General features: G+C 68.0%; 22 protein-coding genes. 18 read left to right on the top strand and 4 right to left on the bottom strand.

The window, feature by feature from the left end; all coding sequences use genetic code 11:
* Positions 1–29: 29 nt before the first annotated feature.
* Positions 30–644: a HEAT repeat domain-containing protein gene (locus VGC47_13225; protein HEX9856268.1), complete on the bottom strand. Its 615-nt coding sequence runs from the start codon at positions 642–644 to the stop codon at positions 30–32.
* 56 nt (positions 645–700) lie between these two features.
* Here VGC47_13225 and paaA point away from each other — a divergent pair, with 56 nt between their 5' ends.
* From paaA to VGC47_13150, 15 genes are all read left to right on the top strand, one after another.
* Positions 701–1,666 carry a 1,2-phenylacetyl-CoA epoxidase subunit PaaA gene (paaA, locus tag VGC47_13220; GenBank protein HEX9856267.1) on the top strand — a complete coding sequence of 322 codons (966 nt, stop codon included), beginning with the start codon at positions 701–703 and terminating at the stop codon, positions 1,664–1,666.
* Positions 1,663–2,121 (top strand): 1,2-phenylacetyl-CoA epoxidase subunit PaaD, encoded by a 459-nt coding sequence (paaD, locus tag VGC47_13215; GenBank protein HEX9856266.1) that lies wholly within the window; start codon positions 1,663–1,665, stop codon positions 2,119–2,121. The genes paaA and paaD overlap by 4 nt, the downstream gene beginning before the upstream one ends.
* Positions 2,118–2,690, top strand: coding sequence for a TetR/AcrR family transcriptional regulator (locus tag VGC47_13210; GenBank protein ID HEX9856265.1), 573 nt, complete (start codon positions 2,118–2,120; stop codon positions 2,688–2,690). Before paaD ends, VGC47_13210 begins: the two co-directional genes overlap by 4 nt.
* Entirely contained in the window at positions 2,687–2,965 is a 279-nt protein-coding gene (paaB, locus tag VGC47_13205; GenBank protein HEX9856264.1) for a 1,2-phenylacetyl-CoA epoxidase subunit B, read from the top strand. Before VGC47_13210 ends, paaB begins: the two co-directional genes overlap by 4 nt.
* Positions 2,962–3,702: a 1,2-phenylacetyl-CoA epoxidase subunit PaaC gene (paaC, locus tag VGC47_13200; protein ID HEX9856263.1), complete on the top strand. Its 741-nt coding sequence runs from the start codon at positions 2,962–2,964 to the stop codon at positions 3,700–3,702. Before paaB ends, paaC begins: the two co-directional genes overlap by 4 nt.
* A 27-nt stretch (positions 3,703–3,729) precedes the next feature.
* Entirely contained in the window at positions 3,730–4,518 is a 789-nt protein-coding gene (gene paaG / locus VGC47_13195; GenBank protein HEX9856262.1) for a 2-(1,2-epoxy-1,2-dihydrophenyl)acetyl-CoA isomerase PaaG, read from the top strand.
* A gap of 1 nt (position 4,519) precedes the next feature.
* Positions 4,520–6,049 carry a 3-hydroxyacyl-CoA dehydrogenase gene (locus VGC47_13190; protein HEX9856261.1) on the top strand — a complete coding sequence of 510 codons (1,530 nt, stop codon included), beginning with the start codon at positions 4,520–4,522 and terminating at the stop codon, positions 6,047–6,049.
* The gene (gene pcaF, locus VGC47_13185) at positions 6,046–7,248 is read left to right on the top strand and encodes a 3-oxoadipyl-CoA thiolase (GenBank protein HEX9856260.1); all 1,203 of its coding nucleotides are present in this window, start codon (positions 6,046–6,048) and stop codon (positions 7,246–7,248) included. Before VGC47_13190 ends, pcaF begins: the two co-directional genes overlap by 4 nt.
* Before the next feature lie 2 nt (positions 7,249–7,250).
* Entirely contained in the window at positions 7,251–8,912 is a 1,662-nt protein-coding gene (gene paaN, locus VGC47_13180) for a phenylacetic acid degradation protein PaaN (GenBank protein HEX9856259.1), read from the top strand.
* A 149-nt stretch (positions 8,913–9,061) separates the two neighbouring features.
* Positions 9,062–10,933: an AMP-binding protein gene (locus tag VGC47_13175; GenBank protein ID HEX9856258.1), complete on the top strand. Its 1,872-nt coding sequence runs from the start codon at positions 9,062–9,064 to the stop codon at positions 10,931–10,933.
* A 61-nt stretch (positions 10,934–10,994) separates the two neighbouring features.
* Positions 10,995–11,981 (top strand): branched-chain amino acid ABC transporter permease, encoded by a 987-nt coding sequence (locus VGC47_13170; GenBank protein HEX9856257.1) that lies wholly within the window; start codon positions 10,995–10,997, stop codon positions 11,979–11,981.
* Positions 11,978–13,210, top strand: a complete 1,233-nt coding sequence (locus VGC47_13165) for a branched-chain amino acid ABC transporter permease (GenBank protein ID HEX9856256.1) — start codon at positions 11,978–11,980, stop codon at positions 13,208–13,210. Before VGC47_13170 ends, VGC47_13165 begins: the two co-directional genes overlap by 4 nt.
* Before the next feature lie 70 nt (positions 13,211–13,280).
* Positions 13,281–14,762, top strand: a complete 1,482-nt coding sequence (locus VGC47_13160) for an ABC transporter substrate-binding protein (protein HEX9856255.1) — start codon at positions 13,281–13,283, stop codon at positions 14,760–14,762.
* A 58-nt stretch (positions 14,763–14,820) separates the two neighbouring features.
* Entirely contained in the window at positions 14,821–15,615 is a 795-nt protein-coding gene (locus VGC47_13155) for an ABC transporter ATP-binding protein (GenBank protein HEX9856254.1), read from the top strand.
* 134 nt (positions 15,616–15,749) lie between these two features.
* Positions 15,750–16,490 carry an ABC transporter ATP-binding protein gene (locus VGC47_13150; protein HEX9856253.1) on the top strand — a complete coding sequence of 247 codons (741 nt, stop codon included), beginning with the start codon at positions 15,750–15,752 and terminating at the stop codon, positions 16,488–16,490.
* 8 nt (positions 16,491–16,498) lie between these two features.
* Here the strand turns inward: VGC47_13150 and VGC47_13145 are convergent, their stop codons facing one another.
* Positions 16,499–16,915 carry a hotdog fold thioesterase gene (locus VGC47_13145; protein HEX9856252.1) on the bottom strand — a complete coding sequence of 139 codons (417 nt, stop codon included), beginning with the start codon at positions 16,913–16,915 and terminating at the stop codon, positions 16,499–16,501.
* Positions 16,912–17,505: a biotin transporter BioY gene (locus tag VGC47_13140; protein HEX9856251.1), complete on the bottom strand. Its 594-nt coding sequence runs from the start codon at positions 17,503–17,505 to the stop codon at positions 16,912–16,914. The genes VGC47_13145 and VGC47_13140 overlap by 4 nt, the downstream gene beginning before the upstream one ends.
* A 145-nt stretch (positions 17,506–17,650) precedes the next feature.
* Between VGC47_13140 and VGC47_13135 the strand changes: the two genes are divergently transcribed.
* The 3 genes from VGC47_13135 (at position 17,651) to VGC47_13125 (ending at position 24,273) form a co-directional block, all read left to right on the top strand.
* On the top strand, positions 17,651–18,811 hold the full coding sequence (locus VGC47_13135; protein ID HEX9856250.1) for a PDZ domain-containing protein: 1,161 nt from the start codon (positions 17,651–17,653) through the stop codon (positions 18,809–18,811).
* 498 nt (positions 18,812–19,309) lie between these two features.
* Positions 19,310–21,256: a DivIVA domain-containing protein gene (locus VGC47_13130; protein HEX9856249.1), complete on the top strand. Its 1,947-nt coding sequence runs from the start codon at positions 19,310–19,312 to the stop codon at positions 21,254–21,256.
* Between the two features lie 98 nt (positions 21,257–21,354).
* A complete protein-coding gene (locus tag VGC47_13125) occupies positions 21,355–24,273 on the top strand; it encodes a UPF0182 family protein (GenBank protein HEX9856248.1) in 2,919 nt (972 codons plus the stop codon).
* A gap of 6 nt (positions 24,274–24,279) precedes the next feature.
* On the opposite strand, the gene VGC47_13120 is transcribed toward VGC47_13125, so the two are convergent.
* Positions 24,280–25,545 (bottom strand): adenylate/guanylate cyclase domain-containing protein, encoded by a 1,266-nt coding sequence (locus tag VGC47_13120; protein ID HEX9856247.1) that lies wholly within the window; start codon positions 25,543–25,545, stop codon positions 24,280–24,282.
* Between the last annotated feature and the right edge of the window lie 28 nt (positions 25,546–25,573).

The raw sequence follows: 25,573 nt of genomic DNA, 5'->3' as shown, positions 1-25,573 counted from the left end.
ACCAGCCTGGCCTCCCGGCCCGACGCCGCTCAGTGGCCCTCGTCTGACGGCTCGACCGGCTGCCATTCGGGCACGACGCGCCCGACGATCATCTCGGCCACCTCGCGCACCATCGGGTTGCGGTCGTCCCGGGCTCCTGCGATGGCTGCTTCGGCTTCCGGCTCGTCGAAGGCCGTCAGGGCGACGACGGCGCGCCGCCTCACCTGGGGAGGAGCGGACGTGACCGCTTCGAGGAGTACGGGAAGCGCAGCCGGGTCGCCCACCGCCCCAAGGGCCGCAACCGCCGCTTCACGCACCATCCTGTCGTCGGCGCTCCGGGCCAGGCCGGCCAGCCAGTCCACCGCTGCGTGGCTCTCGAGCTCGCCGAGGGCCGTGACGATGGCCTCGACGACGATCGGCTCCGCCTCCGCAGCGCGCCGGGCGAGGAGGACCGTCTCGGCCGCAGGCCCGAACGCCGCCAGCACCTCGGCAGCCTCGGCCCTCACCCTCGGCGAGGTGTCCGTCACCAAGACGGTGACCAGCGGATCGAACCAGCGGGCGTCGGCGGCGGCGGCGCACACCGAGACGGCCAGCCTGCGCACCTCCTCGTCTCGATGCGCCAGGTGCCCGATCGGATCTTCGAGCAGCGAGGAGAGGTCGACCACCCGCGCAGCGTAGACGTGGCATGGGCGGGTGGGTCCGCTACCATACGAACGAACGGTTGTTCGCCACGACGGTCAAGAAGAGGCATGTCATGAGGAGTTGGGCGGCGCTCGAAGACTTCGAGGCCTTCCTCGATGCGGGTGGCATCGTCGAGCCGGTCGACGACATGCCGGAGGAGTACCGGGACGAGGTGTTCCGGTTCATCGAGATGCACGCCAACTCGGAGCTCATGGGAGGCCTCACCGAACGTGACTTCATACCGAAGGCACCTGGAATGCAACGCAAGCTCGGGACGCTCGCCAAGACGCAGGACGAGATCGGGCACGCCCACCTCCTCTACATGGTTGCCGCCGACCTGGGCATCAAGACCCGTGATCAGATGCTCGAGGACCTCTATGAGGGACGCAGCCGCTTCCACAACGTCTTTCACTATCGGGTCCACACGTGGGCAGACCAGGTGGCGATCGCCTACATGATCGACGCGGCTGCGCTGACGACCCAGCAAGCGGTGTTCAAGGACTGCTCGTACGGTCCTTACCGCCGTGTGCTGCGAAGGATCGTCGCCGAGGAGGGTTTCCACATGCGTCAGGGCGAGGAGATGCTGCTCCGCATGGCAGACGGGACTCCCCGGCAGCACGCCATGTTCCAGGAGGCCCTGGATCGCTGGTGGCAGCCCGCCATGCACTTCTTCGGACCACCGTCCAGCTCGAGAGACGTGCTGTTGCGCTGGCACATCAAGTCGGCGACGAACGAGGAGCTGCGGGATCGATACGTCCAGAAGTTCGTGCCCCAACTCCTCGACTACGGGTTCACGATCCCCGACCCCGACCTCCGCTACGACGAACCCCGGGGCCGGTGGGTCATCGGAGATATCGACTGGACCGCCCTGAAGCAGACCCAGCTCAACACCGGGCCGGACAGTGAGCGCAGGATCGCAACCGCCCGGCACGGTTGGGACGGCGCTCGCTGGGTGCGTGAGGCGCTCGACGCCTCGGCGGCCCGCCTCGAGTCGAGGGTCGCATGAGCACCGCCCAGACGGTTGGCGACATACGCGACGCGGTGGCGGCAGTGAACGACCCGGAGTTCCCAGGCGTCACCATCGAAGACCTCGGGATCCTGCGAGACGTGCGAGTCGGCGCCGACGGGACCGTCGTCGACCTCGTGCCGACATTCCTCGGCTGTCCCGCCCTCGGCGTGATCGCCGACGACGTCGCCGCGGCGGCACGGGCTGCCGGGGCCCGCGCCGTCTCCGTCCGGTTCGTCAACGACCCCCCATGGTCACCGGACCTCATCACGCCGGCAGGGCGCCGGCTCCTCGCCGAAGAGTTCACGGTTGCCGTGACCGGCCCGGCGTTCGTGACGTGCCCACTGTGCGGATCGGTCACGGTCGAAGAGCGGTCACCCTTCGGGCCCACGGCGTGCCGGGCGATCGCCTATTGCGAATCGTGCCGCAATCCTCTCGAGGTCATGCGGGGATGACCGCCCCGCGTACGAAGGACGACGTCGTCCGGGCGGCCGGCCGCCTGTTCGCCGAGCGCGGGTTCCACGGCACGTCGATGCGTGACCTGGGCAGCGCCGTCGGACTGACGGGCTCATCGCTGTACTCGCATGTCGGGGGCAAGGGCGAGCTGCTCATCGAGGTGATCCGGACCGGGGCCCGGCTCTTCCAGGCGCTCGCCGACGACGTCGTCGCCATGGACGGCACCGCCGCCGAGAGGCTCCATCGTCTCGTCGTCGGGCACGTCGGCATCGTCATCGATCATCTCGACGAGGCTCGCACCTTCCTCGACGAGGCTCGGTTCCTGCCGGACGCCGAGCGGGACGCCGTGCTGGCGATGCGCAACCGATACGAGCAGGTATACCGCGACCTGCTCGGCGAAGGGATCGGCACCGGAGAGTTCACGGGCTCGCTCGACGCCACCCGAGTGTCGATCCTCTTGCTGTCGATGCTCAACGCCATCGACCGCTGGTACCGGCCGGGTGGGGGCAGCGGCCCGGGGGAGGTCGCCGACTCGATATTCGAGCTGGCGATGGATGGCATCAGATGAGGACGTACGAGGTGTTCCTCAAGAAGCCCGGGAAGGCTCCCTTCGAGCACGCCGGCTCGCTCGAGGCCCCCGACCCCGAGATGGCGATGATCCTCGCACGGGAGACGTACGCCAGGAGAGCGGAGGGCGAGCACATGTGGATCGTCGATCGCAGCGCGGTCGTCGACGTGCCTCCGGAGTTCATCCAGCCGAACCAAGACAAGCCGCATCGCCACAATGACGGCGCACTTCTCGCCGAGCGGAGGCGCTCGGGCCGGGACGGGGCGACCGAGTGAACCTTGGCGCCCGGGCGTGGCTGCTGGCCCTGGCAGACGACGAGCTGATCACCGGGCATCGCCACAGCGAGTGGCTCGGGATCGCCCCCTTTCTGGAAGAGGACCTGGCGTACGCGTCGATCGCCCAAGACGAATTGGGACACGCCCGCGCCCTCTTCGGCCTGCTCACCGACGACATCGATGGGCTGGCGTTCGGGCGTCCCGCAAGCGACTTCCGCAGCGCCTGGATCGTCGAGCTCCCGTGCCCGATGTGGGAGGACGCCCTCGCCCGCCATTTCCTCTACGACCTCGCCGAGACGGTCCGCTGGCAGGCGCTCCTCACCTCGACGGTGCCCGGTCTCCGAGACCTGGCGGTGAAGGCCCTCCGCGAGGAGGAGTACCACCTGCGCCATGCAGGGCCGTTGGTACGTCGCATGCTCATGGGTACCGACGAGTCTCGCTCCCGGATGGTGGGGGCGCTCCGGCGCCTCTACCCGCTCGGGCGCTCGATCTTCGAGCAGACGGAGCATGAGGACGATGCGATCTCGTCGGGGGCGGTCGGGCTGCCTGCCGCCTCTCTCGAGGAGATCTGGCGCGGCGCCCTCGCTGAGGAGCTGGCGGCATCCGGCGTGGCGCTCGACTGGGATGCCACTCCGACCGGGACCGGCGGCCGCCGCGGTGTGAGGTCGGAACATTTCGGCGACCTCCTCGAGACGATGACGGCGGTCCTCTCGCTCGATCCTGCGGCCACCTGGTAGACAGAGAAGCGCGGCAGAGGGGACGAGATGGACGACACCATCCTGTACGAGGTGGACCGGGGCGTGGCGCGGATCACACTGAACCGCCCCGACAAGCTCAACGCCATGACGGCCGCCATGCTCGATGCACTCGGCGCCGCCCTCGCCGATGCCGCCGCCGACGACACCGTGAGAGCGGTGCTCATCAGCGGGTCGGGGAGAGCGTTCTGTGCAGGCCAGGACCTCAACGATCGAACGGTGTCACCAGGCGAGGACGGTCCCGACCTCGGAGCGTCGCTCGAGGATCGCTACAACCCGATCGTGCGTGCCATGCGAGCCATGCCCAAGCCGATCGTGGTGGCGGTCAACGGTGTTGCGGCGGGGGCGGGCGCCAACCTGGCACTCGCCGGCGACGTGGTGCTGGCAGCACGTTCCGCCCGTTTCGTCCAGTCCTTCTCGCGGATCGGTCTCATCCCCGACTCCGGTGGCACCTACACCCTGCCCCGCGCCGTCGGTACCGCCAGGGCGATGGGGCTTGCCCTGTTCGGCGATCCGTTGCCGGCCGACAAGGCGCACGAATGGGGGCTGATCTGGGATGTCATCGAGGACGACCAGCTGGCGGTGGCCGCCAAGGAGAAGGCGCTGAGCCTCGCTGAGGGCCCGACGGCCGGCTTCGCGGCCGTCAAGGAGGCGATGAACGCCTCACTCGGAAACAGCCTCGACGCCCAGCTCGACCTGGAACGAGACCTGCAACGAGCGGCGGGCCGCACCCGCGACTATCGAGAAGGGGTGGCGGCGTTCATCGAGAAGCGCCCTGCGCACTTCGAGGGCCGTTGACGTGGCAGGGGCAATCCCAGCCGAGACCGTGGTCGCGGTCGTCGGTGCGGGGACCATGGGGGCGGGCATCGCCAGGGTGGCCGCCGCCGCCGGTCATCGCGTCTTACTCCACGACAGCGCCGCGGGGGCGGTCGCCCGGGCTCTCGGCGAGCTCGACGTCCGGCTCGCTCGCGATGTCGAGCGGGGACGGCTGTCGCAGTCGGAGGCCGCCGCACTGCGATCGAGGATCGAGGACGTGCCGTCGATCGGCGCCTTCGGCGACGCCGGGCTCGTCGTCGAGGCCGTCGTCGAGGACCGCGACGTCAAGCTCGAAGTGCTCCGCCTCGTCGAGGAGGTCGTGGCACCTGGCACCATCTTGGCGACCAACACCAGCTCGCTGAGCGTCACCTCGATCGCGGCGGGACTTGCGCGGCCGCAGCAGCTCGTCGGGACGCACTTCTTCAACCCGGCGCCCGTCATGCCGCTCGTCGAGATCGTCCACGGAACGGCGACGGCGTCCACCGTCGCAGACGTCGTCGCCGCCACGGTTGCCGCCTGGGGCAAATCGCCCGTGCATTGCGCCTCGACGCCAGGCTTCATCGTGAATCGCGTCGCCAGGCCGTTCTACCTGGAGGCGCTCAGGCTCCTGACCGAGGGCGTCGCCGACGCCGCCACGATCGACGCCATCGTCACCGGCGCCGGCGGCTTCCCGCTCGGCCCGTTCGCGCTCATGGACCTGATCGGAATCGACGTGAACCTGGCCGTCTCCAAGTCCATCTACGAGCAGACCTTCCACGACTCCCGGTTCACCCCGAGCCCCATGCAGCAGGCTCTCGTCGATGCCGGACGTCTCGGTCGCAAGACCGGGCGCGGCTTCTACGACCACACGTCGGGTGTCCCCGCGCCCCGCCTCGCCCCGCCCGGCCCGACACCGAGTGAGGTGGTCGTGCCGTCGTTCATGGCACACGAGGAGGCGCTCGTCGCTCGCCTGGAGCGGGCCGGCATGCGGGTGAGGCGCGCCGACGACGACTCGTTCGCCATCCGCGTCGGTGACGTGTCGATCCACCCGACGGACGGCAGGCCGGCCTCGATGTACCCGGTCGACGGCGAGGAGAGGCGAATCGTCGTGATGGACGCCGTGCTCGAATGGGAGTCGGCCGAGCGGGTCGCCATCGCGGCGGATTCCAGGACGGATCCCGACGTGGTCGCCACCGCGGCCGGAGCCCTCCAGGCGGCGGGGCTCGAGGTGTGTGTGGTGGACGACGCCCCCGGCCTCGTGGTCGCCCGCATCGTGTCGCAGATCGTCAATGTGGCGGCGGACGCCGCCCTGTTCGGCGTCGCCCACCCGGATGACATCGATGTGGCCATGCGGCTCGGCACCAATTATCCGGGTGGCCCGTTCTCGTGGTGCGACGCCGGTGGATCGGCCCGCTGGCTCGGCGTCACGGAGTCCCTCAGATGGTTCTACGGTGAGGACCGGTACCGGGTGTCGCGGCTGTTGAGACGCTCGGTATACGAAGGAGTTGCCATGCGAGACCTCGTGCGTACCTGATGGAGGCATTCGTCTGCGATTCGGTCAGGACTCCGATCGGCCGGTTCGGTGGATCCTTGTCGGCGGTGCGGCCGGACGACCTGGCAGCCCACGTGATCGCGACGGTCGTGGGTCGCAACCCCGCCGTCGACTGGGAGGCAACGGACGACGTGTTTCTCGGATGCGCCAACCAGGCGGGCGAGGACAACAGGAACGTCGCCAGGATGGCGGTGCTGCTCTCCGGCCTCCCGGTGACGGTGCCGGGCGTCACCGTCAACCGCCTTTGCGGGTCGGGCATGGAGGCCATCGGGCAGGCGGCCAGGGCCATCGCAGCCGGCGAGGCCGACCTCGTGATCGCCGGAGGGGTCGAGTCGATGAGCCGGGCTCCCAAGGTCATCCCGAAGGCGACGACTGCCTTCTCCCGCTCGACGGAGATGTACGACACGACGATCGGCTGGCGCTTCGTCAACCCGCTCATGGAGGAGCGTTTCGGCAAGGACGAGATGGCGCACACCGCGGAGAACGTCGCCGCCGAGTTGGAGGTCTCACGCGCCGACCAAGACGCCTTTGCGTTGCGGAGCCATGAGAGGGCGGTCGACGCCATCAAGTCGGGTCGGATGGCCGAGGAGATCGTCCCTGTCGAGATCCCCCAACGGCGCGGTGACCCAGTCGTCGTCGACACGGACGAGCACCCCCGGCCCGACACCTCCCTGGCGGCGCTGGGCGCGCTGCGGCCGTTGTTCGCAGACGGGACGATCACGGCGGGCAACGCCTCGGGCATCAACGACGGGGCGTGTGCGGTGATCGTCGCATCCGAGCGGGCGGTGGAGCGCCACGGCCTGAACCCCATGGCGCGCTTCATCGGGATGTCGGCGGCCGGCGTGCCTCCCAGGATCATGGGGATCGGTCCGGTGCCCGCGACGCGCAAGCTCCTCGACCGGGTCGGCGTCGACCTCGGCGCCGTGGACGTCGTCGAGCTCAACGAGGCTTTCGCAGCGCAAGCATTGGCTGTGCTCCGCCGGCTCGGGCTCCCGGACGACGCCGACCACGTCAACCCGAACGGCGGTGCGATCGCCATCGGGCATCCGCTCGGGATGAGCGGGGCGCGCCTCGTGTCGACCGCGCTCCGCGAGTTGGACAGGCGAGCGGGGCGCTACGCGCTGGCGACGATGTGCATCGGCGTCGGGCAGGGGATCGCGACGTTGTGGGAGAGGGTGTGACGATGAATCCGAGCGAGCTCTCGGCCAAGCACAGGGAGACGTTGGACAAGGCGATCGAGACGACCCGCACCCGCGCCTACTGGTCGCCGTACCCGGAGAGCCCTCGATCGTATCCCGAGTCGGCGCCCGCCGAAGGAGAAGCCGCCTTCCAGGCGAGGCTCGGCGAGCCGTTCCGCCTGGACCAGCCCGGCGGGACGCACATCGAGGTGGCCGAGGCCTCCCCATACGGCTTCGACCTCGGGATCACGTACCCCGCCGCCGAGGTCGAGACGCTCATCGAGTCGGCAAGGGCGGCGATGCCTGCGTGGGCCGGCCTCTCGCCGGCGGACCGGGCCGGCGTCTGCCTCGAGATCCTCGAGCGGCTCGCCGCCGCCAGCTTCGAGATGGCCCACGCAGTGATGCACACGACGGGTCAGTCGTTCCTGATGGCATTCCAGGCGGGAGGGCCGCATGCCCTCGATCGGGCGCTCGAAGCGGTGGCGTACTCGTGCGTCGAGTTGACCAAGCTCCCGCGCCACGTCCGGTGGGAGAAGCCACAGGGGAAGCGGGACCCGATCGTGGTCGACAAGACCTGGAGGATCCGGCCACGCGGCGTCGCCGTCACGGTCTGCGTGTCCACCTTCCCGACGTGGAACGGGTACCCGGGCATCTTCGCCAGCCTGGTCACGGGCAACCCGGTCATCGTCAAGCCCCACCCAGCCACCATCCTGCCCTTGGCGCTGTTCGTCGAGACCGCCCGCAGCGTGCTGAGTGTGGCCGGCCTCGACCCGAACCTGGTGCTGCTGGCGGTCGACACTCCCGAAGAGCCGATCACCAAGCAGTTGGTCGGCCACGACGCAGTGCGGATCGTCGACTACACGGGTGGATCCGGGTTCGGGCGATGGCTCGAGGAGAACGTCCACCAGGCGCTCGTCTTCACGGAGAAGTCGGGTGTCAACTCGGTCGTGATCGACTCGACGGACGACCTCAGGGGCATGCTTCGCAACCTGTCCGTCTCGACCACGATGTACTCGGGGCAGATGTGCACGACGCCTCAGAACGTGTTCGTGCCACGAGGTGGGATCACGGTGGCGGGCGAGCACGTCTCGTTCGACGAGGTGGCGACGGGGCTGGCCGGCGCCATCGAGGGCCTGCTCGCCGACGACGAGCGTGCAGCAGACGTCCTTGGAGCGATCAAGAGCGACGCCACCGTGGAGCGAGTCGCGGCGGCCGGCGAGACCGGACGAGTCCTCCTCGAGTCTCGGTCGGTGAAGAACCCGGCCTTTCCCACTGCCGTGGTGAAGACACCCGTCGTCGTCGAGGTGGACGCCGCCGACACCGCGGCGTACATGACGGAGGTGTTCGGTCCGGTGGTCTACGTCGTCGCCACGGACTCGACCGAGCAGAGCCTCGACATCGCGACCACGTCTGCGCTGGAGCGGGGCGCCATCACCTGGCTGGTGTACACGACGGATGAGGACGTCGCCGAGGCAGCCGAGAACGCCGCGGTCGAGGCCGGGGTCTCGATCGCCTTCAACCTGACGGGCGGGCTCTTCGTGAACCAGTCGGCCGCCTTCAGCGACTTCCACGTCACCGGCGCCAACCCGGCAGGGAACGCCTCGCTCACCGATCCGGCCTTCGTCGCCGGTCGTTTCCGCGTCGTGGGCGTGCGCAAACCGGCGTGACGAAGGGGAGTCCGGAAGCTCCGGGCCCTGGCCGATCCGGCGCATCGCCCGGACCGAATCTCTAACGTGGCACCGCTCTGCGGCTGGGGCCGCAGGTCGCAGGACGGTCGCCGACCGAGGAGGCGGCTCGACAGGCACGGAGGCACGGCATGACGACCACGGTTGAACGGCCAGGAACCCCATCTGCCGCCACCGGCTACCCGACGATCGCTGCGCTCGTCAGGGACAGGGCACTGCGAACACCCGCCGGCGTGGCGATGCGGGAGAAGGACTACGGAATCTGGCAGGAGATCACCTGGCGGGATCTCTGGGAGCGGGTTCACGTCACCGCCCACGGTCTCCTCGGCCTCGGGGCAGGACGGGGCGAGGTCGTCTCGATCCACTCGGAGGATCGTCCCGAATGGGTCATCCTCGACCTCGCCACCGTCGCCATCGGCGGCATCACGACCGGCCTCTACCCGACGAATCCGCCCGTCGAGGTCGAGTACCTGCTCAGCGACTCGATGGCGAAGATCCATCTCGCCGAGGATCAGGAACAGGTCGACAAGGTGCTCGGCGCCGGCAGCGACGCCTTCACGCACCTGACGACGATCATCTATGTCGAGCCGCGCGGAGTCCGGTCGTACGACGACGACCGCCTCATGTCGTGGGATGAGCTGACCGAGCTCGGCCGGCACCACATGGAGACGGCACCCGACGCCGTCGAGGCCGCCATGGCGGAGGCTCGAGAAGACGATGTCATGACCCTGGTCTACACGTCCGGCACGACTGGCCCGCCGAAGGGCGCCATGCTCACCAACAGGAACACCTCGTTCTGCATGGACAGGCTCATCAACGTCGAGGGAAGGACCGAGGGCGGCAGGAACCCCGACGAGAACGACCTGGTGCTCACGTACCTGCCGCTTTGCCACGTCGCGGAGCGCATCTTCTCGACGTGGACGATGGCGAGCGGCGGGACGATGCTGAACTTCGCCGAATCGATCGAGACCGTCCAGCAGAACCTCCACGAGGTCCAGCCCACCCTGTTCTTCGCGGTGCCGCGCATCTGGGAGAGGATCCACGCCGGGGTGCTCATCAGGCTGCACGATGCAACCTGGCTGAAACGGCAGGTCACGAAGGTGGGATTGGCGCTCGCCGGATACATCGGCAAGAAGCGAGTTGACAATGGCGGACTCTTCACGCCGCTGAGCCGCCTGGCGTACGCCGTGGGAAATCCGCTCATGTTCAGAGCGCTCAAGGAGCGCATCGGCTTGCGGCGGGTCAGGTGGGCGGCATCCGGAGCGGCGCCGATCGCCCCGGAGGTGCTCGAGTTCTTCCTCGGACTCGGAGTGCCGATCTACGAGCTGTACGGGATGACCGAGAACGCCGCCGTGGCGACGAACAACTTCCACGGGCGGGTCAAGGTCGGCACCGTCGGCGAACCCATTCCGGGCATCGGGCTTCGCATCGACGAGGCGACGGGCGAGATCCAGACGAAGCACGACGGGGTGTTCCTGGGTTACTGGCGCAAGCCCGAGGCCACCCTGGAAGCCTTCACCGACGACGGCTGGCTGAAGACGGGGGACGGCGGCGAGTGGGTCGACGGCACCCACATCAAGGTCGTCGACAGGATCAAGGACATCATCATCACCTCCGGCGGCAAGAACATTTCGCCGTCAGAGCTCGAGAACTCGCTGAAGACCTCGCCATACGTGAAAGAGGCGATGGCGATCGGCGACCGCCGCAAGTACGTCACCGCCCTGATCTCGATCGAGTTCGACACGGTCGGGAACTGGGCGACCCGCAAGGGGATCCCGTACACCACGTATCGCGACCTCACCGAGAAGCCCGAGGTGCTCGAGCTCATCCAGGGGATCGTCAACCAGACGAACGCCAAGTACGCCACCGTCGAGCAGATCAAGAGGTTCCAGCTGATCCCGAAAGAGCTCGACCACGAGGACGGTGAGCTCACCGCCACCCAGAAGCTGAAGCGCAAGGCGATGGAGGAGATGTTCTCCGATCTCGTGGAGTCGATGTATTGATGCCGAGCCGCGGGCCGGGGATCGGGACGCCGGCCGCCGCGTCTGAGCTTGGAGCGGCCCGGTGATCGTTCTGCACGTCGTGGCCCAGGTGTCGCCGCCGTCCTCGCTCGACGTGTTCCTGACGAAGCTGATCGACGGCGTGTCGCTCGGCGCGATCTACGCACTCCTGGCGCTCGGCTTCGTGATCATCTTCAAGTCGACGCAGGTGCTCAGCTTCACCCACGGCGCCGTAGCCGCGGTGGGCGCATACCTCGTCGCCTACTTCGTGACCGTCATCAACTGGCCCGGCCGCTACCTCGGGGGGCTCCCGGCGACGCTGCGCTGGACGATCTCGGTGCTCTTCGCCCTGCTGGCAGCGGCGGCGGTCGGGATGGCGATCGAGCGGGTGTTCATCCGTCCGATGATCGGCGAGCCGATCTTCTCGGTGGCGATGATCACGATCGGCGTCGAGATCGTGTTGCGCACCACGGTCGGAGACCTCCTCGGCCAGGGCAGCAACCTCTCCGTCGGCAGCCCATGGGGTCTCCTGAGCCTCTCGAACCTGAGCGGGGTGATCGTCCCCCACGTGTTCGTCGCCGCCATCGTCACGGCCGCGATCGTCGTCGTCGGCTTGGCGGTGTTCTTCCGGACGAGGACCGGGGTCGCCATGCGGGCAACCGCCTTCGACCAGGAGGCCGCGATGGCTCAGGGCATCTCGGCGGGGAGGATCTTCGCCCTGGCGTGGGCCCTCGGCGCCGCTCTGGCGGCGCTCGGCGGGATCTTCTCGAGCATCGCCCCCCGAGGGTTCGGCGTGACGGGCGGGACCGCCTTTGTGGCCTTCCGAGCCTTCCCGGCGATCATCATCGGGGGGCTCGACTCAGTGGTCGGCGCAGTCGTCGGGGGCGTCACCATCGGCGTCGCCGAGATCATGACCGGCCACTACCTGGCGCAGTATTCGGGAACCCTCGGAGCGGGATTCAACGGGATCGTCCCGTACCTGCTCATGCTGGGGTTCCTGCTCGTGCGGCCTTATGGGATCTTCGGCACGGAGGAGATCCGCAGGGTATGAGGGGCAGGCCGAACCTCTACGTGTCGTACGAGGAAGAGCAGCAGGTGCTGGCGACCACCACCAAGAAGGTCGCCATGGCGGTGTTCCTGCTCGTTGCAGCCTCGCTTCCCTTCCATGTCGTACCGGGGTTGAAGTTCCTCGGCGGCCCTTCGTGGCTGAGGCTCCTCGGCGAGACCCTCATCTTCATGATCGCCGCCTTCGGGCTGAACATCCTCACGGGCCTCGCCGGGCAGGTGTCGCTCGGCCACGCCTTCTTCATGGGTGTCGGCGCCTACACCGCGGCGGTGGTCGGAGGGACGTCGACTGCTGCGCTGTGGGGGCTCGAGTGGCCGCTGTGGATCGCCGTGATCCTGGGCGGTCTCCTTGCGGCCTTCATCGGGCTCCTCGTCGCCCCGACGGCCGTCAGGGTGCGGGGGCTCTACCTGGCCATTGTCACGCTCGGGCTCGTGTTCATCGGGGTCCACGTGTTCCGCAACTGGAACCAGGTGTCCGGGATCCCGGAGCTCGGCAGGGACTGGGGTCCCTTCCGGCTGGCGCTGTGGTCACCCGAAGGGCCGGTGCTCGACCTCGAGCGGGACGGTTCGTGGTTCGGCGTGTTCATCCCCGGTGAAGGCAAGGCCTACCTCTTCCTCCTCGCCGTGACGGCGGTCTTCGCCTTGGCAGCGAAGAACATCGCCCGCACGAGGATCGGCCGCGCATTCGCGGCGATTCGAGATCGTGACGTGGCTGCCGAGATCATGGGGGTCTCCGAGGCGAAGGCGAAGGCCCAGGCGTTCGCCATCTCGTCCTTCTTCGCCGGAGCCGCCGGGGCCCTCTACGGCACGTTCCTCGGCAGCTTCCAACCAGAGAGATGGGACCTGTTCCTGTCCGTCACGTTCGTTGCCATCATCCTCATCGGCGGAGTCGGGACGATCACAGGCGTCGTGCTCGGGACCGTCTTCGTCGAGGTGCTGCCGCGGGTCGTCGAGAACGCCACCGCCTTCCTCGGGACGCAGCTCACCGACGGAACGTGGCTGGCTCCGCTCGCCGACGTCATCGTCAAGTCCGGCAGCGGCGACTTCGGGCTGCTCTCATTGGAGGCCCAGGGCCCGGGGTTCAGCGTGTTCCAAGCCAACCAGATCTTGTTCGGCCTGCTCATCGCGGGTTTTCTGATCTTCGAGCCGCTCGGTCTCTACGGTATCTGGATCAGGATCCGCAACTATTGGAAGGGATGGCCCTTCACGTACTAGATCACCTCAGTTCTCCGGCCGGCCGCACGGCACGGCCGTGAGTGAACGAGACAGAGGAAATGGAGGAAGCATGAGTTCCAGGAGAAGGGCGGTCGCTCTGGCGTTCGTCTTCGCACTGGTCGTGGCGGCGTGCGGGGGGGATGGTGGCGACACCACGACCACCGCGCCCCCGGCCGAGTCGACGACGTCCATGGCACCGACGACCACGGCGGGACCGACGACGACGGCCGGGCCGACCACCACGATCGCACCACCCGCCGAGGAGATCGCCACCGACATCGGCGTGACCGACGACGCCATCAACGTCGGCGTTCTCGCCGACCTGACGGGCCCCTTCTCGGGGCTGACGATCGACATCGTCGACGCCCAGGTGGCCTACTGGGAGGACGTCGTCAACGCCAGCGGGGGCATCGCCGGGCGGATGGTGAACGCCGTCGTCGAGGACACGGTCTACGACCCGACGATCCATGCCCAGAAGTACTCGGAGATCGTCGACGAGGTCGTTGCGTTCTCGAACTCGACGGGTTCGCCGCAGACGGCCGGGATCCTCTCCGAGATCGTCAGCGACAACGTGCTCGTGATCCCGTTGAGCTGGTACTCCGGCTGGGCAGATCCCGAGTACGACAGCGGGCTCACGTTCGAACAGGGCACGAACTACTGCCTCGAGGGGATAAACCTTCTCGAGTGGGCGGTGACCAAGCACCAGGAGGAGAACGACGGTGCCACCCCGACGCTGGCGGTCGTGACCCGAGCCGGCGACTATGGCCAGGACGCCGCGGCGGGCGTCAAGTACGCGGCCGAGCAACTCGGTGTCGAGATCGTCTACGACGGTGAGGGACAGATCGTCAGGGCCAACCCTGCGGAGTACACCGCGGCCGATGCCGCCCCGATCGTCACGCAGATCGTGTCGACGGCACCCGACTGGGTGTGGCTCACGTCAGCGCCCGGCGAGACCAGCCTCATCATGGGTGGGACCATCCAGAACGGTGTGACGCCGCAGTGGTTCGGCTCGTCGCCGAGCTACGACTTCCGGATGCTCGACTCCGAGCTGGCGCCGGCCCTCCAGGCCTACTTCTGGCAGAGCGGCTACTACGCACCGTGGGGCACGGACGTCCCCGGTATGCAGCAGATCCGCGAAGTGCTGACGGCCCGCTATGCCGACAGGCGGCCATCGGATGCGTTCATCATCGGCTGGACCGAGGCTCGTCAGATGGAGCAGATCCTGAGGTTGGCTGCGGCGAACGGCGATCTCACCCGCCAGGGTGTGATCGACGCCGCCAACAGCATCGAGCGGATCGAGCTCGACGGCGCAGGCCCCGACCTCAACTACCTGGGCAGCCCGAACGACCACGTGATCCGTGAGATCGCGATCTTCAAGCCGAACGCCGAGGCATACGCCGCGGCAGGCGGGGCAGGCCAGACGTTGAGCGGAGGCGCAGGCACGACCGGGTCCGACGTCGTCGAGTTGTCCTACACCGGCGAGCTCGCGGCAGGATTCCAGTTCGACGGGGCGTGCTGGACCCAGGAGGACGGGAACCGGATAAGCGGATGATGAGCCGGTGGGGGCGCGGCATGGCGCCACGCCCCCACCAGCTCGAACGAGGGGCGGCATGCTGCAGGTATCGAATCTCGAGGTCGTCTACAACGACGTCATCCTCGTGCTGCGCGGCCTCTCCATCGGTGTCCCGGACGGCAACATCGTGGCCCTCCTCGGTGCGAACGGCGCAGGCAAGACGACCACCATCAGAGCGATCACGGGCCTCCTGGATGTCCACGAGGGCGACATCACGAAAGGATCCGTCGTCTGGGAACGCGAGCGGATCGACGGGAAGGATCCGTCGTACATCGTCCGCAACGGGATCTCGCAGGTCATGGAGGGCCGGCGGATCTTCGCCGAGATGTCGGTGGACGAGAACCTGCGCACCGGCGCCTACACGACCAGGAACAAGGGGGCGGTCACGGCCGCTCAGGACAGGGTGATGGGCCTGTTCCCGGTGCTGGCGCAGCGCCGCAAGTCCACGGCCGGCTACCTCTCGGGCGGTGAGCAGCAGATGCTCGCCATCGGGAGGGCGTTGATGACGAGCCCCAAGCTCCTCATCCTCGACGAGCCGTCACTCGGGCTGGCGCCGATGCTCGTCCAGCAGATCCGAGACATCATCGTCGCCATCAACGAGCAGGGGACGAGCGTGCTGTTGATCGAGCAGAACGCCAACATGGCTCTGTCGATCGCTCACCACGGCTACATCATCGAGACGGGGAAGATGGTGATGGACGGCAGCCCCCAGAAGCTGCTCAGGGACGAGGACGTTCAGGAGTTCTACCTCGGGTTGCACTCCGAGGGTGGGGCCCGCAAGTCGTTCCGCGACGTCAAGCACTACAAGCGCAGGAAGCGCTGGCTCTCGTGAGCGGGGGCGAGATACCGACGCGGCGGACGCTCGAGTCGTGGTCGAAGCGCCACCAGGAGGACGGCGACTACGAGCACCTCCTCGAGTTCCGCGCTGTCAGCCTCTCCTTCAAGGGGGTCAAGGCGCTCACCGGGGTGTCGTTCACCGTTGGCGAAGGCGAGCTGTTTGCCATCATCGGACCCAACGGGGCGGGCAAGACCTCGACGTTCAACTGCCTCAACGGGGTCTACAAGCCGCAGCAGGGAGACATCCTCTGGATGGGCGAGAGCATCCTCGGGCTGCGGCCCGACAAGGTGGCGGAGCTCGGGGTCGCCCGCACGTTCCAGAACATCGAGCTGTTCGCCCACATGACGGTGCTCGAGAACCTGCTGCTGGGCAGGCATGTCAGGACGAGCGTCGGCTCACTGGCCGGATCGCTCTGGTTCGGCAAGGCGAAGCGCGAGGAGGTGGCCAACAGGGTGGTCGTCGAGGACATCATCGACCTGCTCGAGATCGAGCAATGGCGCAAATACCCGGTGGCGCTCCTCCCGTACGGCATCCAGAAACGGGTCGAGCTCGGGAGGGCGCTCGCCATGGAGCCCCGTCTCCTGCTGCTCGACGAGCCGGTGGCAGGCATGAACCTCGAGGAGACCGAAGACATGGCGCGGTTCATCCTCGACGTGCGCGAAGAGCTCGGGATGGCCATGGTTCTCGTCGAACACGACATGGGTTTCGTGATGGACATCGCCGATCGGATCATGGTGCTCGACTTCGGCGTCCCGATCGCAACCGGCCTCCCGCTCGAGATCCAGCGCGATCCTCAAGTCATCAAGGCTTACCTCGGCGAGGAATTCGACTCGGACGAGTTGAGGCGGGCGGCGGACGAGGTCTCCTGACGTCCGCCTCAGTCGTCGCCGGCGCCGGAGGCGTCGATGAACACCGTCCCCGTGAAGATCCCGCACACCCTGCCGTCGGCCCGCGTCACCATGACGCGGTACGAGGCGATCCTGGCGCCCCTCGTGACCTCGTGCGCCACGGCCGTGAGCCTGTCGCCCGGCTCGGATGCCGCGCTCAACACGAGGTGCGTGTCGATGGCGACCGCACGGACGCCGGCGGCGTTGGCGGCCAGCGAGAGCGCGCAGTCCGCCAGCGAGAAGACGACCCCGCCGTGGGTCGACCCGGCGAAGTTGCGGTGCACGTCGCCGAGAGCGAGGGCGACGGTGACCGGATCGGCGGCCATCAGCTCGACGCCCAGGCTGGCGGCGTAGCGATCGGAGGCGAAGAGCGACCGGACGCGATCCTGGCTCGAAACGGGCGTCAACGCCTGACCCGGTCGACCGCCCGCCATGCCGTCGGCAGCACCAATGCGGCCAGCCCGACCTTCGTCACGTCTCCCGCGATGAACGGAAGCAGGCCGGCCGCGATGGCCTGGTCTCCTGTCTCGATGGCGTCCACGGCGAAGTAGAGCCACGGGACCCCGACGGCGTAGATGATCACGCTGCCCGTCAGGAAGGTCGAGACGGCCCCGACGACGTTGCGGTCCTGTTTGTGTTCCGCCAGGTAGCCGATCACCCAGGCGGCGACGACGAATCCGACGAGGTAGCCGCCGGTTGCGCCGGCGACGACGCTCCACCCGCCGGTGCCTTCGGCGAAGAAGGGAAGCCCCACCGCCCCGAGGGCGACGTAGAGGAGCTGGCTTGCCGCGCCGTGCGTCGAGCCGAGCGCTGCTCCTGCCAAGAGGACTGCGAACGTCTGCCCCGTGATCGGGACAGGGGTGAAGCCGAGAGGGATCGCCACCTGGGCCGCGGCCGCCGTGAGCAGGGCGAACCCGACGACGAGGACCGCGCTGACGACCGCCGAGTGCGGCACGACCGCGCCGGTGATGACCTGCCGTGGAATCGTCGCCTGCATGTCCTGCCTCCGGATCAGCGGAGCCGGGAGTCTATTACCTCGCACGAGCCGGATTCCTGCCGGAGGGGAGGGTCCGATCGACCGACTCGGCGAGGCCGAGCCGCCCAGCCGTGCTAGCCGGCTTCGCTGAGTACCATCGCTGCCGATGGATTCTCGCACGGAGCTGGCGCCGGGCACCGTTCAACCGGACGTCCTGATCGACCCGTCATGGGACGGGGTCCCGCCCTCGATCCGGCCGACAGGAAAGATTCCCAAGTGGCCGTTCGTCCTCGGCGGCCTGTTGCTCGCCCTCGGCGTCGCCGCGGGCATCGTCGCCAGGCTGGACGTTCCCTACTACGCCCTCTCGCCCGGGCCGGTCAACGACGTCAGCGACTTCATCGATGTCGTCGGCGACGAGTCCGTCGAGCAGGGCGAGCTCATGTTCCTCACCGTGTCCCTCAAGGAAGTCAACGCGTTCGAGTACCTGGCGGCCATCATCGACAGCCAGGTCGACGTCAGCCCCCGGGAGAACATCAGGCCGGCTGGGGTATCCAGCGAGGAGCTTCGCCAGCAGAACCTCGACCTGATGGAGCAGTCGAAGCAGAACGCCGTCTACGTCGCCCTCACCCGACTCGGCTACGAGGTCACGTTCAATGGATCGGGAGCGCTCGTGCAGGGGATCGTCGACGGCTCGGCCGCGCAGGGGACACTCGAGGAGAACGACGTCATCGTCGCCGTCGACGGCCTGCCCGTGGAGTTCTCGACGGACGCCGTCGACTTGATCAGTGGTCGCAGCCCCGGCGACACCGTGTCGCTGCTCGTGGACCGGCCGACGGACGAGTCGAACACGGAGTTCGAGCAGTTCGAGGTGACGCTCACCCTCGGCCCGTACCGGGCAGTCGAGGAGGACGGCACGATCACCGAGGATCCCGAGCGGGGCATGGTGGGAGTGCTCCTCCAGAACGCCAGCGTCGACATCGAGTTCCCGGTGGACATCGAGATCGACTCGCAGAACATCGGGGGACCGTCTGCGGGGCTGATGTTCACCATCGAGATCATCAACCAGCTGACACCGGAAGACCTGACGCGAGGCCACCGCATCGCGGGCACGGGGACGATCGACCAGGACGGCGAAGTCGGCGCCATCGGCGGTATCAAGCAGAAGATCTTTGCCGCCATCGATGCCGGCGCCGAGTACGTCCTCGTCCCGGCATCGAACTACGACGACGCAGTCGAAGCGGCAGGCGACGACATCGGTGTCGTCAAGGTCGCCACCATCGAGGACGCGCTCGCCTTCTTCGAGTCCCTCCCCACCCCCCAAGCCTGACCCGGCAACAGGCAAGCCCCCGGCGTGCGTCCGCCCAACACGCAATCCCCCGGCGTGAGCCGGGGGATCGGCGAGCGTCCCGCCAGGGACCGAGTCGAGGGGGCCCAGCGGTCCCGCCACCCGGGCGCAGCCACCCCCTCGGCTCGGCCTGCGGCGCTCGCCGGTCCCCCGCAAAGCGGGAGACGGCGTAAGACGCCCCGTCGGGTGTAGGTGTGGCATCTCGTCAGGCCAAGCAGGGTGAACAGAGCGTCCCGCCCCAATGCGCAGTTCCCGGCGTGGGCCGCCCAATGCGCAGTCCCCCGGTGTGGGTCGCCCAAATATGCAGTCCCCTGGTGTGGGTCGCCCAATACGCAATCCCCCGGCGTGAGCCAGAGGATCGGCGAGCGTCCCGCCAAAAACCGAGTCGAGGCCCCTCGACTCGAGGGGGCCCAGCCGTGGGTGGCGCGACGCCGAAGTGCCCGGTAACGCGGCTTCATCCAGGTATCGTCATCTGGACTCATGACCGACGACACGCCGTCGCTGCGCGATCGCCAGTTCTCGTCCTCGATGAGGGGATACGACCGCGACGAGGTCGACGAGTTCAAGGCGAAGGCCTTGGCGCGCATCGCCGACCTCGAGGCCCAGCTGGCGCAGGGGGAGAGTCATCCCCCGGACGTGGGGGTCACCGACCCGGCGGGGCTCCAGGTCGAGCTGGGCGCCATCGGGGCCGAGGTCGACAGCATCCTCGAGGCGGCCCGCGCCTTTGCCAAGGGCTTGCGTGACCGTGCAACGGCCGACGCCGCCCGGTGGCGGGCCGAGGCCGACCAGGAGTCTCGATCGCTCCGCTCCCAGGCAGAGGTCGACGCCGAGCAGATGCGCGGCCAAGCCTGGGACGCCGCCGCCGAGATGATCGCCGCTGCCCAAGCCGAGACCGAAGCCCTCGCCGAGTCGGCCAGCGAGGACGCATTGTTCATCCGTGCCGAGGCCGAGAGAGAGGCGCTGCGCCTCACCAGCGAGGCCCGACGCGAAGCCGATGAGACGGCACGGTCGGGGCGCGTCGAGGCGGAGCGCTTCCTCATGGCTGCCAGGGCCGAGAGTGAGGACATCCTCGAATCGGCCAGGCAGTCGGCGGAGTCCGCCCAGGAGCGAGCTCGGGCGCTCGAGCAGCGCAGAGCCGAGCTTCTCGAGGAGTTGGAGGCGGCTCGCAACTCGATCGGCCAGCTCGAGCAGGAGATAGACACCAGGCGGGAGGCACTGCAGATCGCATCCACGGGAGCGGTGACCCACCCGGGGGGCACCGGCGACCACACCTGGCTGGAGGACGACGGCTCCGTCAGGATCATCTCGGCGGCCCAGATGAGAGGCGTCGAGCCGGTCGACGCGGATGCGATGGCAGCGGAGGTCGAGCGGCTCCGCACGGCCGAGGAACCCACCATCGTGGAACCGGAAGGCATGGCTCCCCGGCTGAAGGAGGTCGCCGCGCCGGAGCCGCAGATCGGTCCTTCCGAGGAGACCGTGCGCATCGACGCCTCCGACGAGCACGACGACGAGGCGGCAACGGGTGAGACCGCCCCGGAGACGGGCCTGCACGTCGAGGCGGCACCCGAGGCGCCCGAGCCGCCCGAGCAGCTCGCGCAGCCCGAGGAGCCCGAACAGCCCGCCGAGGCTCCCGACGAGCTTGAAAACCTCTTCGCCAGCCTGCGCGCCCCAGGAGCCGAGGCTCCGCACGATGCGGTCGGTGTCACCACACCCAACGCCGAGCCGGCGCAGGATGGCACCGAGCGTCGCGACGACGCCGGTCGAACTGCAGTGGCGGTTGCCCGGCAGTCCGCCGTCGATCCGTTCGAGCTGCGGGACCGTCTGCTCCTGCCCATCGCCAATCGGGCACTGCGGGCCGTCAAACGTGACATCGTCGACCTGCAGAACCGGGTCCTCGAGGAGGTGCGCGTCGGTGAGCCCGGCTGGTTGCCGGACCGCCCGCTCGTTGCAGCGTCGTTCGGTCCCGAGATCCGCCAGCTGGAGCGGGAGAGCTACCTCGCGGGCCACAGCGCGGCCGCTGAGATGGTCGGCTCGCAGAAGACGCCGCAGCCCGGGTCGGAGGGCCCCGGAATCGCGACAGCCGGTTTCGTGGACGCTCTCCACGAGGCTGTGAGCAGCGCGTTGGCCTCGAGCGACGGAGCCCGCCAGGTGTCTGCGGCGGCCAGCAAGGTCTTTCGCGCCTGGCGCACCGACGACGCAGAGCGGCGGCTGCGACTCGCCGCCATCAGGGCATATCACGAGGGACTCCTCATGGCGCTGGCCGATCTCGGCGTGGCTGCCGTAACCGCCGTCTGCCCGGGCGCCGTGTGCCGGGACGGCTGCCCTGCCGAGACCGGGGCGACGTGGGACCCGTCGGGTCCCCTCCCGGACGGGATCCTCCTACCCCCTGCGGCGCCGAGCTGCCAGAGCGCGATCGTCCCCATCTGACACCTTCCTCGTCGTTCCCGCCGTCAGAAGGACCCCCGTTTATGACGCGCCGGCGCCTCGCCGAGAGGTTCAGGCGTCACAGCCAATAGAATCCCCTGATGATCAACCCGGAACCGATCGACATCCGGCCGCGTAGCGGCGCTCGTCGCCTCGTCATGATCATCGCCATCGTGGCGCTGGTGGCCCTTTTCACCGCTAGGTCGATCGCGACGTTCTGGACCGACTATCTCTGGTACGACTCCGTCGCCAGCACCGGTGTGTGGAGAACCCTCGTCCTCACGCGGGTGTGGATGGTCGTCGTCGCCTCCGTTGTCGCGTTCGGGCTGTTCTGGGCGAACCTCACGCTCGCCGACCGCCTCTCGCCGAGGCGCCCAGCGTTCACGGGAAGCGCAGACGAGGAGATCATCGAGCGTTTCCAGGGGTGGATGAGCCCGCGGGCTGCAGGCGTCCGGCTCCTGGTTGCCGGCTTCTTCGGGATAACGCTCGGGTTGGGAGCCGCGTCGTTCTGGAAGGAGTTCCTCTATTGGCGTCACGGTGGCAGCTTCGGGACCGTCGACCCGATCTACAACATGGACGTCGGCTTCTACGTCTTCGACCTGCCGCTGTACCGGGCCGTCTTCGGATGGCTGTTCGAGCTGGTGCTCGTCGTGGCGCTCGTCACCGCCGCGCTGCACTACTTGAACGGCGGCATCCAGGTGCAGACGACGCGCCGGGTCACACCAGGCGTCAAGGTGCACCTCTCGGTGCTGTTCGCCCTCCTCGCCCTCCTCAAGGCGGTGGGATACGCACTCGACCGCTGGGAGCTCCTGTACTCGACTCGGGGCCCGGTCGTCGGGGTCTCCTACACGGACTTCAACGCCCAGCGCCCCGCTCTCAACCTGCTCATCCTGATCTCTGTCGTTGCCGCGATCATCATGCTCGTCAACCTGAGATTTCGCGGCTGGACGTTGCCGCTGGTCGCGATCGGCCTGTGGCTCTTCACGTCGATCGTCGTCGGAGGCCTCTATCCGGCGATCATCCAGCGGTTCCGGGTTGCTCCGGACGAGCGCGCCAAGGAGATCGACTTCGTCGCCCACAACATCGAGTTCACGAGAGAGGCGTACGACCTCACGAACATCGAGGTGCGCAACTTCCCCGCCGGAGCAGATCTGACGCGGGCGGGCCTCGATGCGAACCAGGACACGATCGACAACATCCGGCTCTGGGATCCTTCGGTGCTCGTGACGACATACAAGGAGCTCCAAGAGATCAGGACGTTCTACAACATCGCCGACGTCGACATCGACCGGTACACGCTCACCGACGCCGAGACGGGAGACCAGCGCCTCACCCAGGTCGTCGCCTCGGCCAGGGAGCTCGACGAGGCCAACATCCCCGGTGGCGGTTGGGTGAACCGCCACCTCGTCTACACCCACGGATTCGGAGCGGTGATCAGCCCTGCCAACGACGTCACCGTCGAGGGCCAGCCCGATTTCTTCGTGAAGGACATCCCACCGGACACCGCAGTGCCCGAGTTGGCGATCGCACAGCCTCGCATCTACTTCTCGGACACGGCGACCGACGAGTACCTCGTCGCCAATACGAACGAGGACGAGGCCGACTTCCCGGTCGGCGAGGGCGACAGCAACATCAACTACAACAACTACGACGGTGACGGCGGGATCCGCCTTGGGGGACTGGCTCGTCGCGTCGCCTTCTTCTTGCGGTTCGGGGACATCGACACGCTCATCTCGAACAATCTCACCCCGGAGAGCCGGGTGCTCATCCAGCGCAACGTTCGCAGCAGGGTCGACAAGGTGGCGCCCTTCCTCTTCCCGGACGCAGACCCGTACATCGTGTTGATCGACGGCCGCCTCAAATGGGTGGTCGACCTCTACTCCGTCTCCGATCGCTACCCGTATTCGACGTTCGCCGACACCGGCAGGCTCGATCGCGTCCTCGGGCTGCCGACCTCGTCCTTCAACTACCTGCGCAACCCGGTGAAGGCGGTGGTGGACGCATACGACGGGACGATCACCCTCTACGTGGTCGATGAGGACGACCCGCTGATCCAGGCGCAGCAGAGGATCTTCCCCGGTGTGTTCACCGACATGGACGACATGCCCGACGAGCTGCGGCAACACCTCCGTTACCCGGAGGACCAGTTCAGGATCCAGAGCGACGTCTACACGCTCTATCACATGACGAACCCCGGCCAGTTCTACTCGAACGTCGACCCGTGGCAGATCGCCAAAGACCCGGCAACGTCGGAGCGCCGGGTCGACCTCCGCAATCCGGTGTTCAACACGGACGACCCGGGGAACCGGCCGATGCTGCCGTACTACCTGCTCATGCGGCTGCCCGGAGAGAGCGACCTGTCGTTCATCATCATGCAGCCGTTCACGCCTGCCAACCGGCCGAACATGGTCTCCTTCGTCGTCGCCAAGAGCGACGAGGACGACTACGGGGAGCTCATCGACTTCAGGTTCCCTGCCCAGAGCGCCCAGCAGGGCCCCGGACAGGTCGGCGAGTTCATCAACCAGGACGAGGAGATCTCACCCGAGTTCACGCTGCTCGGTCAGGGCGGTTCACGCGTCATCCAAGGGAGCATGCTCGTCATCCCGATCGAGCAGTCCCTCCTCTACGTGCAGCCCATCTACCTCGCCGCCGGCGCGGAAGCCGACCAGACCGCCCCCGGCTTCGGCCAGGCCCAGGCCGAGACGGCGGGCATTCCCGAGTTCAAGCGGGTCGTGGTGTCCTTCAACGGGCAGATCGTCATGCGCGAGACGCTCGACGATGCGCTCGCCGCCATCTTCGGCGGGGGAGACGGTGGAGGCGGTGTGCCGCCTCCCGGCGGTGAGGTCCCGGACGAGGTAGCCGAGTTGCTCGCATCGGCGCAGGCCGCCTTCGACGCCGCCAATGCGGCATTGCGGGCCGGAGACCTCCAGACGTATGCCGACAAGATCGCCGAGGCGCAGGACTTTGTCGACCTGGCGGCCGAGCTCGCCGGGGTGGCGGCCGCCCCCGAGACCGGCTGATCTGGGTCAGCTGCTGCTCGCCGCCGCCGGGGTGATCGGGCTCGGCTGCTTGCGGTTGAGGAAGAACGTCGGCAGCTCCCCCCGGTTGCGTAGGTCGATGACCCCCCGCCCTTCGGCCTCGAAAGAGTCCGGGAGGAGTGCAACGGTGTCGGCCGAGACATGGATTCGGCCGGGGGCGCTCGTCGATTCGAGGCGGCTGGCGACGTTGACGGCGTCGCCCCAGAGGTCGTAGGCGAACTTCCGCTTGCCGATGACGCCTGCCACGACCGTGCCGGTGTGCACGCCGATCCGAATCTGCCAGTCGACGCCGTGTACTGCTCTGAAGTCGTCCATCACGTCCAGCATGGCGAGGGCCAGCTCGGACACCCTGGCTGCGTGGTCGGGCAGCGCGCTCGGGACCCCTCCCGCCGCCATGTACCCGTCGCCGATCGTCTTGATCTTCTCGACCCCGAGCCGCTCGGCGTTCTCGTCGAATCGGGAGAAGAGATCGTTGAGGAGGCCGACCACGACGTCGGGTTCTCGAGTCTTCGAGAAAGCGGTGAACCCGACGAGGTCGGAGAACAGGATCGTCACCGACTCGAAGCGGTCGGACACCGTTTCGCGGCTCAACTTCAGTCGATCGGCGACCGCGCGGGGGAGGATGCTCTCGAGCAGGTCGTCTGCTCTGCGTCGCTCGGCGTCGAGCTCCCGCTCCGTGAGGAAGAGCCTGCGGTTCACCCTGTCGAACACGAACCAGACACCGGCCGCGAACGCCAGCGACAGCACGATCCACGTGTTGACGTTCGTGAACGTCTGGCGTGATTCGTTCGAGGCCGCCATCGCCACGTTGGCGACGACCAACGCCAGCGCCCCGAGCACCGCGACCTGGGACCTCTCGATCGCGACCAGTGGTATCAACACCACGCCGATGGTGAGCCCGGCCAGGCCGATGTCGAATCCGTCGGGGAGGACGGCCAGCACCCACGAGAAGCCGCCGAGCACGACCGTGAACGCCGCCACCTGGACGAGCAGGTGGTTCCGGCCGGCCCTGGTGAACGTGATCGGGAGAAGGCCGAAGACGAGCACGGCGGCTACCCCGAGACGGATCGGCATCACCCGGGTGGCGAACTCGGGAGCCACCGCGTGGTCCCACACGATCATCACGAGGAACGAGGCGGCCCCGGCGACGGCCCCGAGCCTCTCGAATGGCGTCACCTGAGCCTCGCGCCGCAGCCGGTACGCCGACTCCGTGCCCGGGTTGAATCCGGACTGCGCGGGGGCGACCTGTTCCATGCCCTACGAATGGTAGGGGCGCCGGGCA

Source organism: Acidimicrobiia bacterium, assembly GCA_036396535.1.
Classification (GTDB): Bacteria; Actinomycetota; Acidimicrobiia; order Spongiisociales; family UBA5794; genus DASWKR01.
The sequence above is the reverse complement of the archived record's forward strand: the minus strand, read 5'-3'. Positions and strand labels throughout refer to the sequence as shown.

What these genes read in the sequence shown, in the direction of transcription:
- paaN (HEX9856259.1), top strand. Translation starts at nt 7,251, where the DNA reads ATGAATCCGAGCGAGCTCTCGGCCAAGCACAGGGAGACGTTGGACAAG.
- VGC47_13175 (HEX9856258.1), top strand. Translation starts at nt 9,062, where the DNA reads ATGACGACCACGGTTGAACGGCCAGGAACCCCATCTGCCGCCACCGGC.
- paaG (HEX9856262.1), top strand. Translation starts at nt 3,730, where the DNA reads ATGGACGACACCATCCTGTACGAGGTGGACCGGGGCGTGGCGCGGATC.
- VGC47_13130 (HEX9856249.1), top strand. Translation starts at nt 19,310, where the DNA reads ATGACCGACGACACGCCGTCGCTGCGCGATCGCCAGTTCTCGTCCTCG.
- paaD (HEX9856266.1), top strand. Translation starts at nt 1,663, where the DNA reads ATGAGCACCGCCCAGACGGTTGGCGACATACGCGACGCGGTGGCGGCA.
- VGC47_13155 (HEX9856254.1), top strand. Translation starts at nt 14,821, where the DNA reads ATGCTGCAGGTATCGAATCTCGAGGTCGTCTACAACGACGTCATCCTC.
- VGC47_13125 (HEX9856248.1), top strand. Translation starts at nt 21,355, where the DNA reads ATGATCAACCCGGAACCGATCGACATCCGGCCGCGTAGCGGCGCTCGT.
- VGC47_13160 (HEX9856255.1), top strand. Translation starts at nt 13,281, where the DNA reads ATGAGTTCCAGGAGAAGGGCGGTCGCTCTGGCGTTCGTCTTCGCACTG.
- VGC47_13165 (HEX9856256.1), top strand. Translation starts at nt 11,978, where the DNA reads ATGAGGGGCAGGCCGAACCTCTACGTGTCGTACGAGGAAGAGCAGCAG.
- paaB (HEX9856264.1), top strand. Translation starts at nt 2,687, where the DNA reads ATGAGGACGTACGAGGTGTTCCTCAAGAAGCCCGGGAAGGCTCCCTTC.
- VGC47_13210 (HEX9856265.1), top strand. Translation starts at nt 2,118, where the DNA reads ATGACCGCCCCGCGTACGAAGGACGACGTCGTCCGGGCGGCCGGCCGC.
- VGC47_13140 (HEX9856251.1), bottom strand. Translation starts at nt 17,505, where the DNA reads ATGCAGGCGACGATTCCACGGCAGGTCATCACCGGCGCGGTCGTGCCG.
- VGC47_13135 (HEX9856250.1), top strand. Translation starts at nt 17,651, where the DNA reads ATGGATTCTCGCACGGAGCTGGCGCCGGGCACCGTTCAACCGGACGTC.
- VGC47_13120 (HEX9856247.1), bottom strand. Translation starts at nt 25,545, where the DNA reads ATGGAACAGGTCGCCCCCGCGCAGTCCGGATTCAACCCGGGCACGGAG.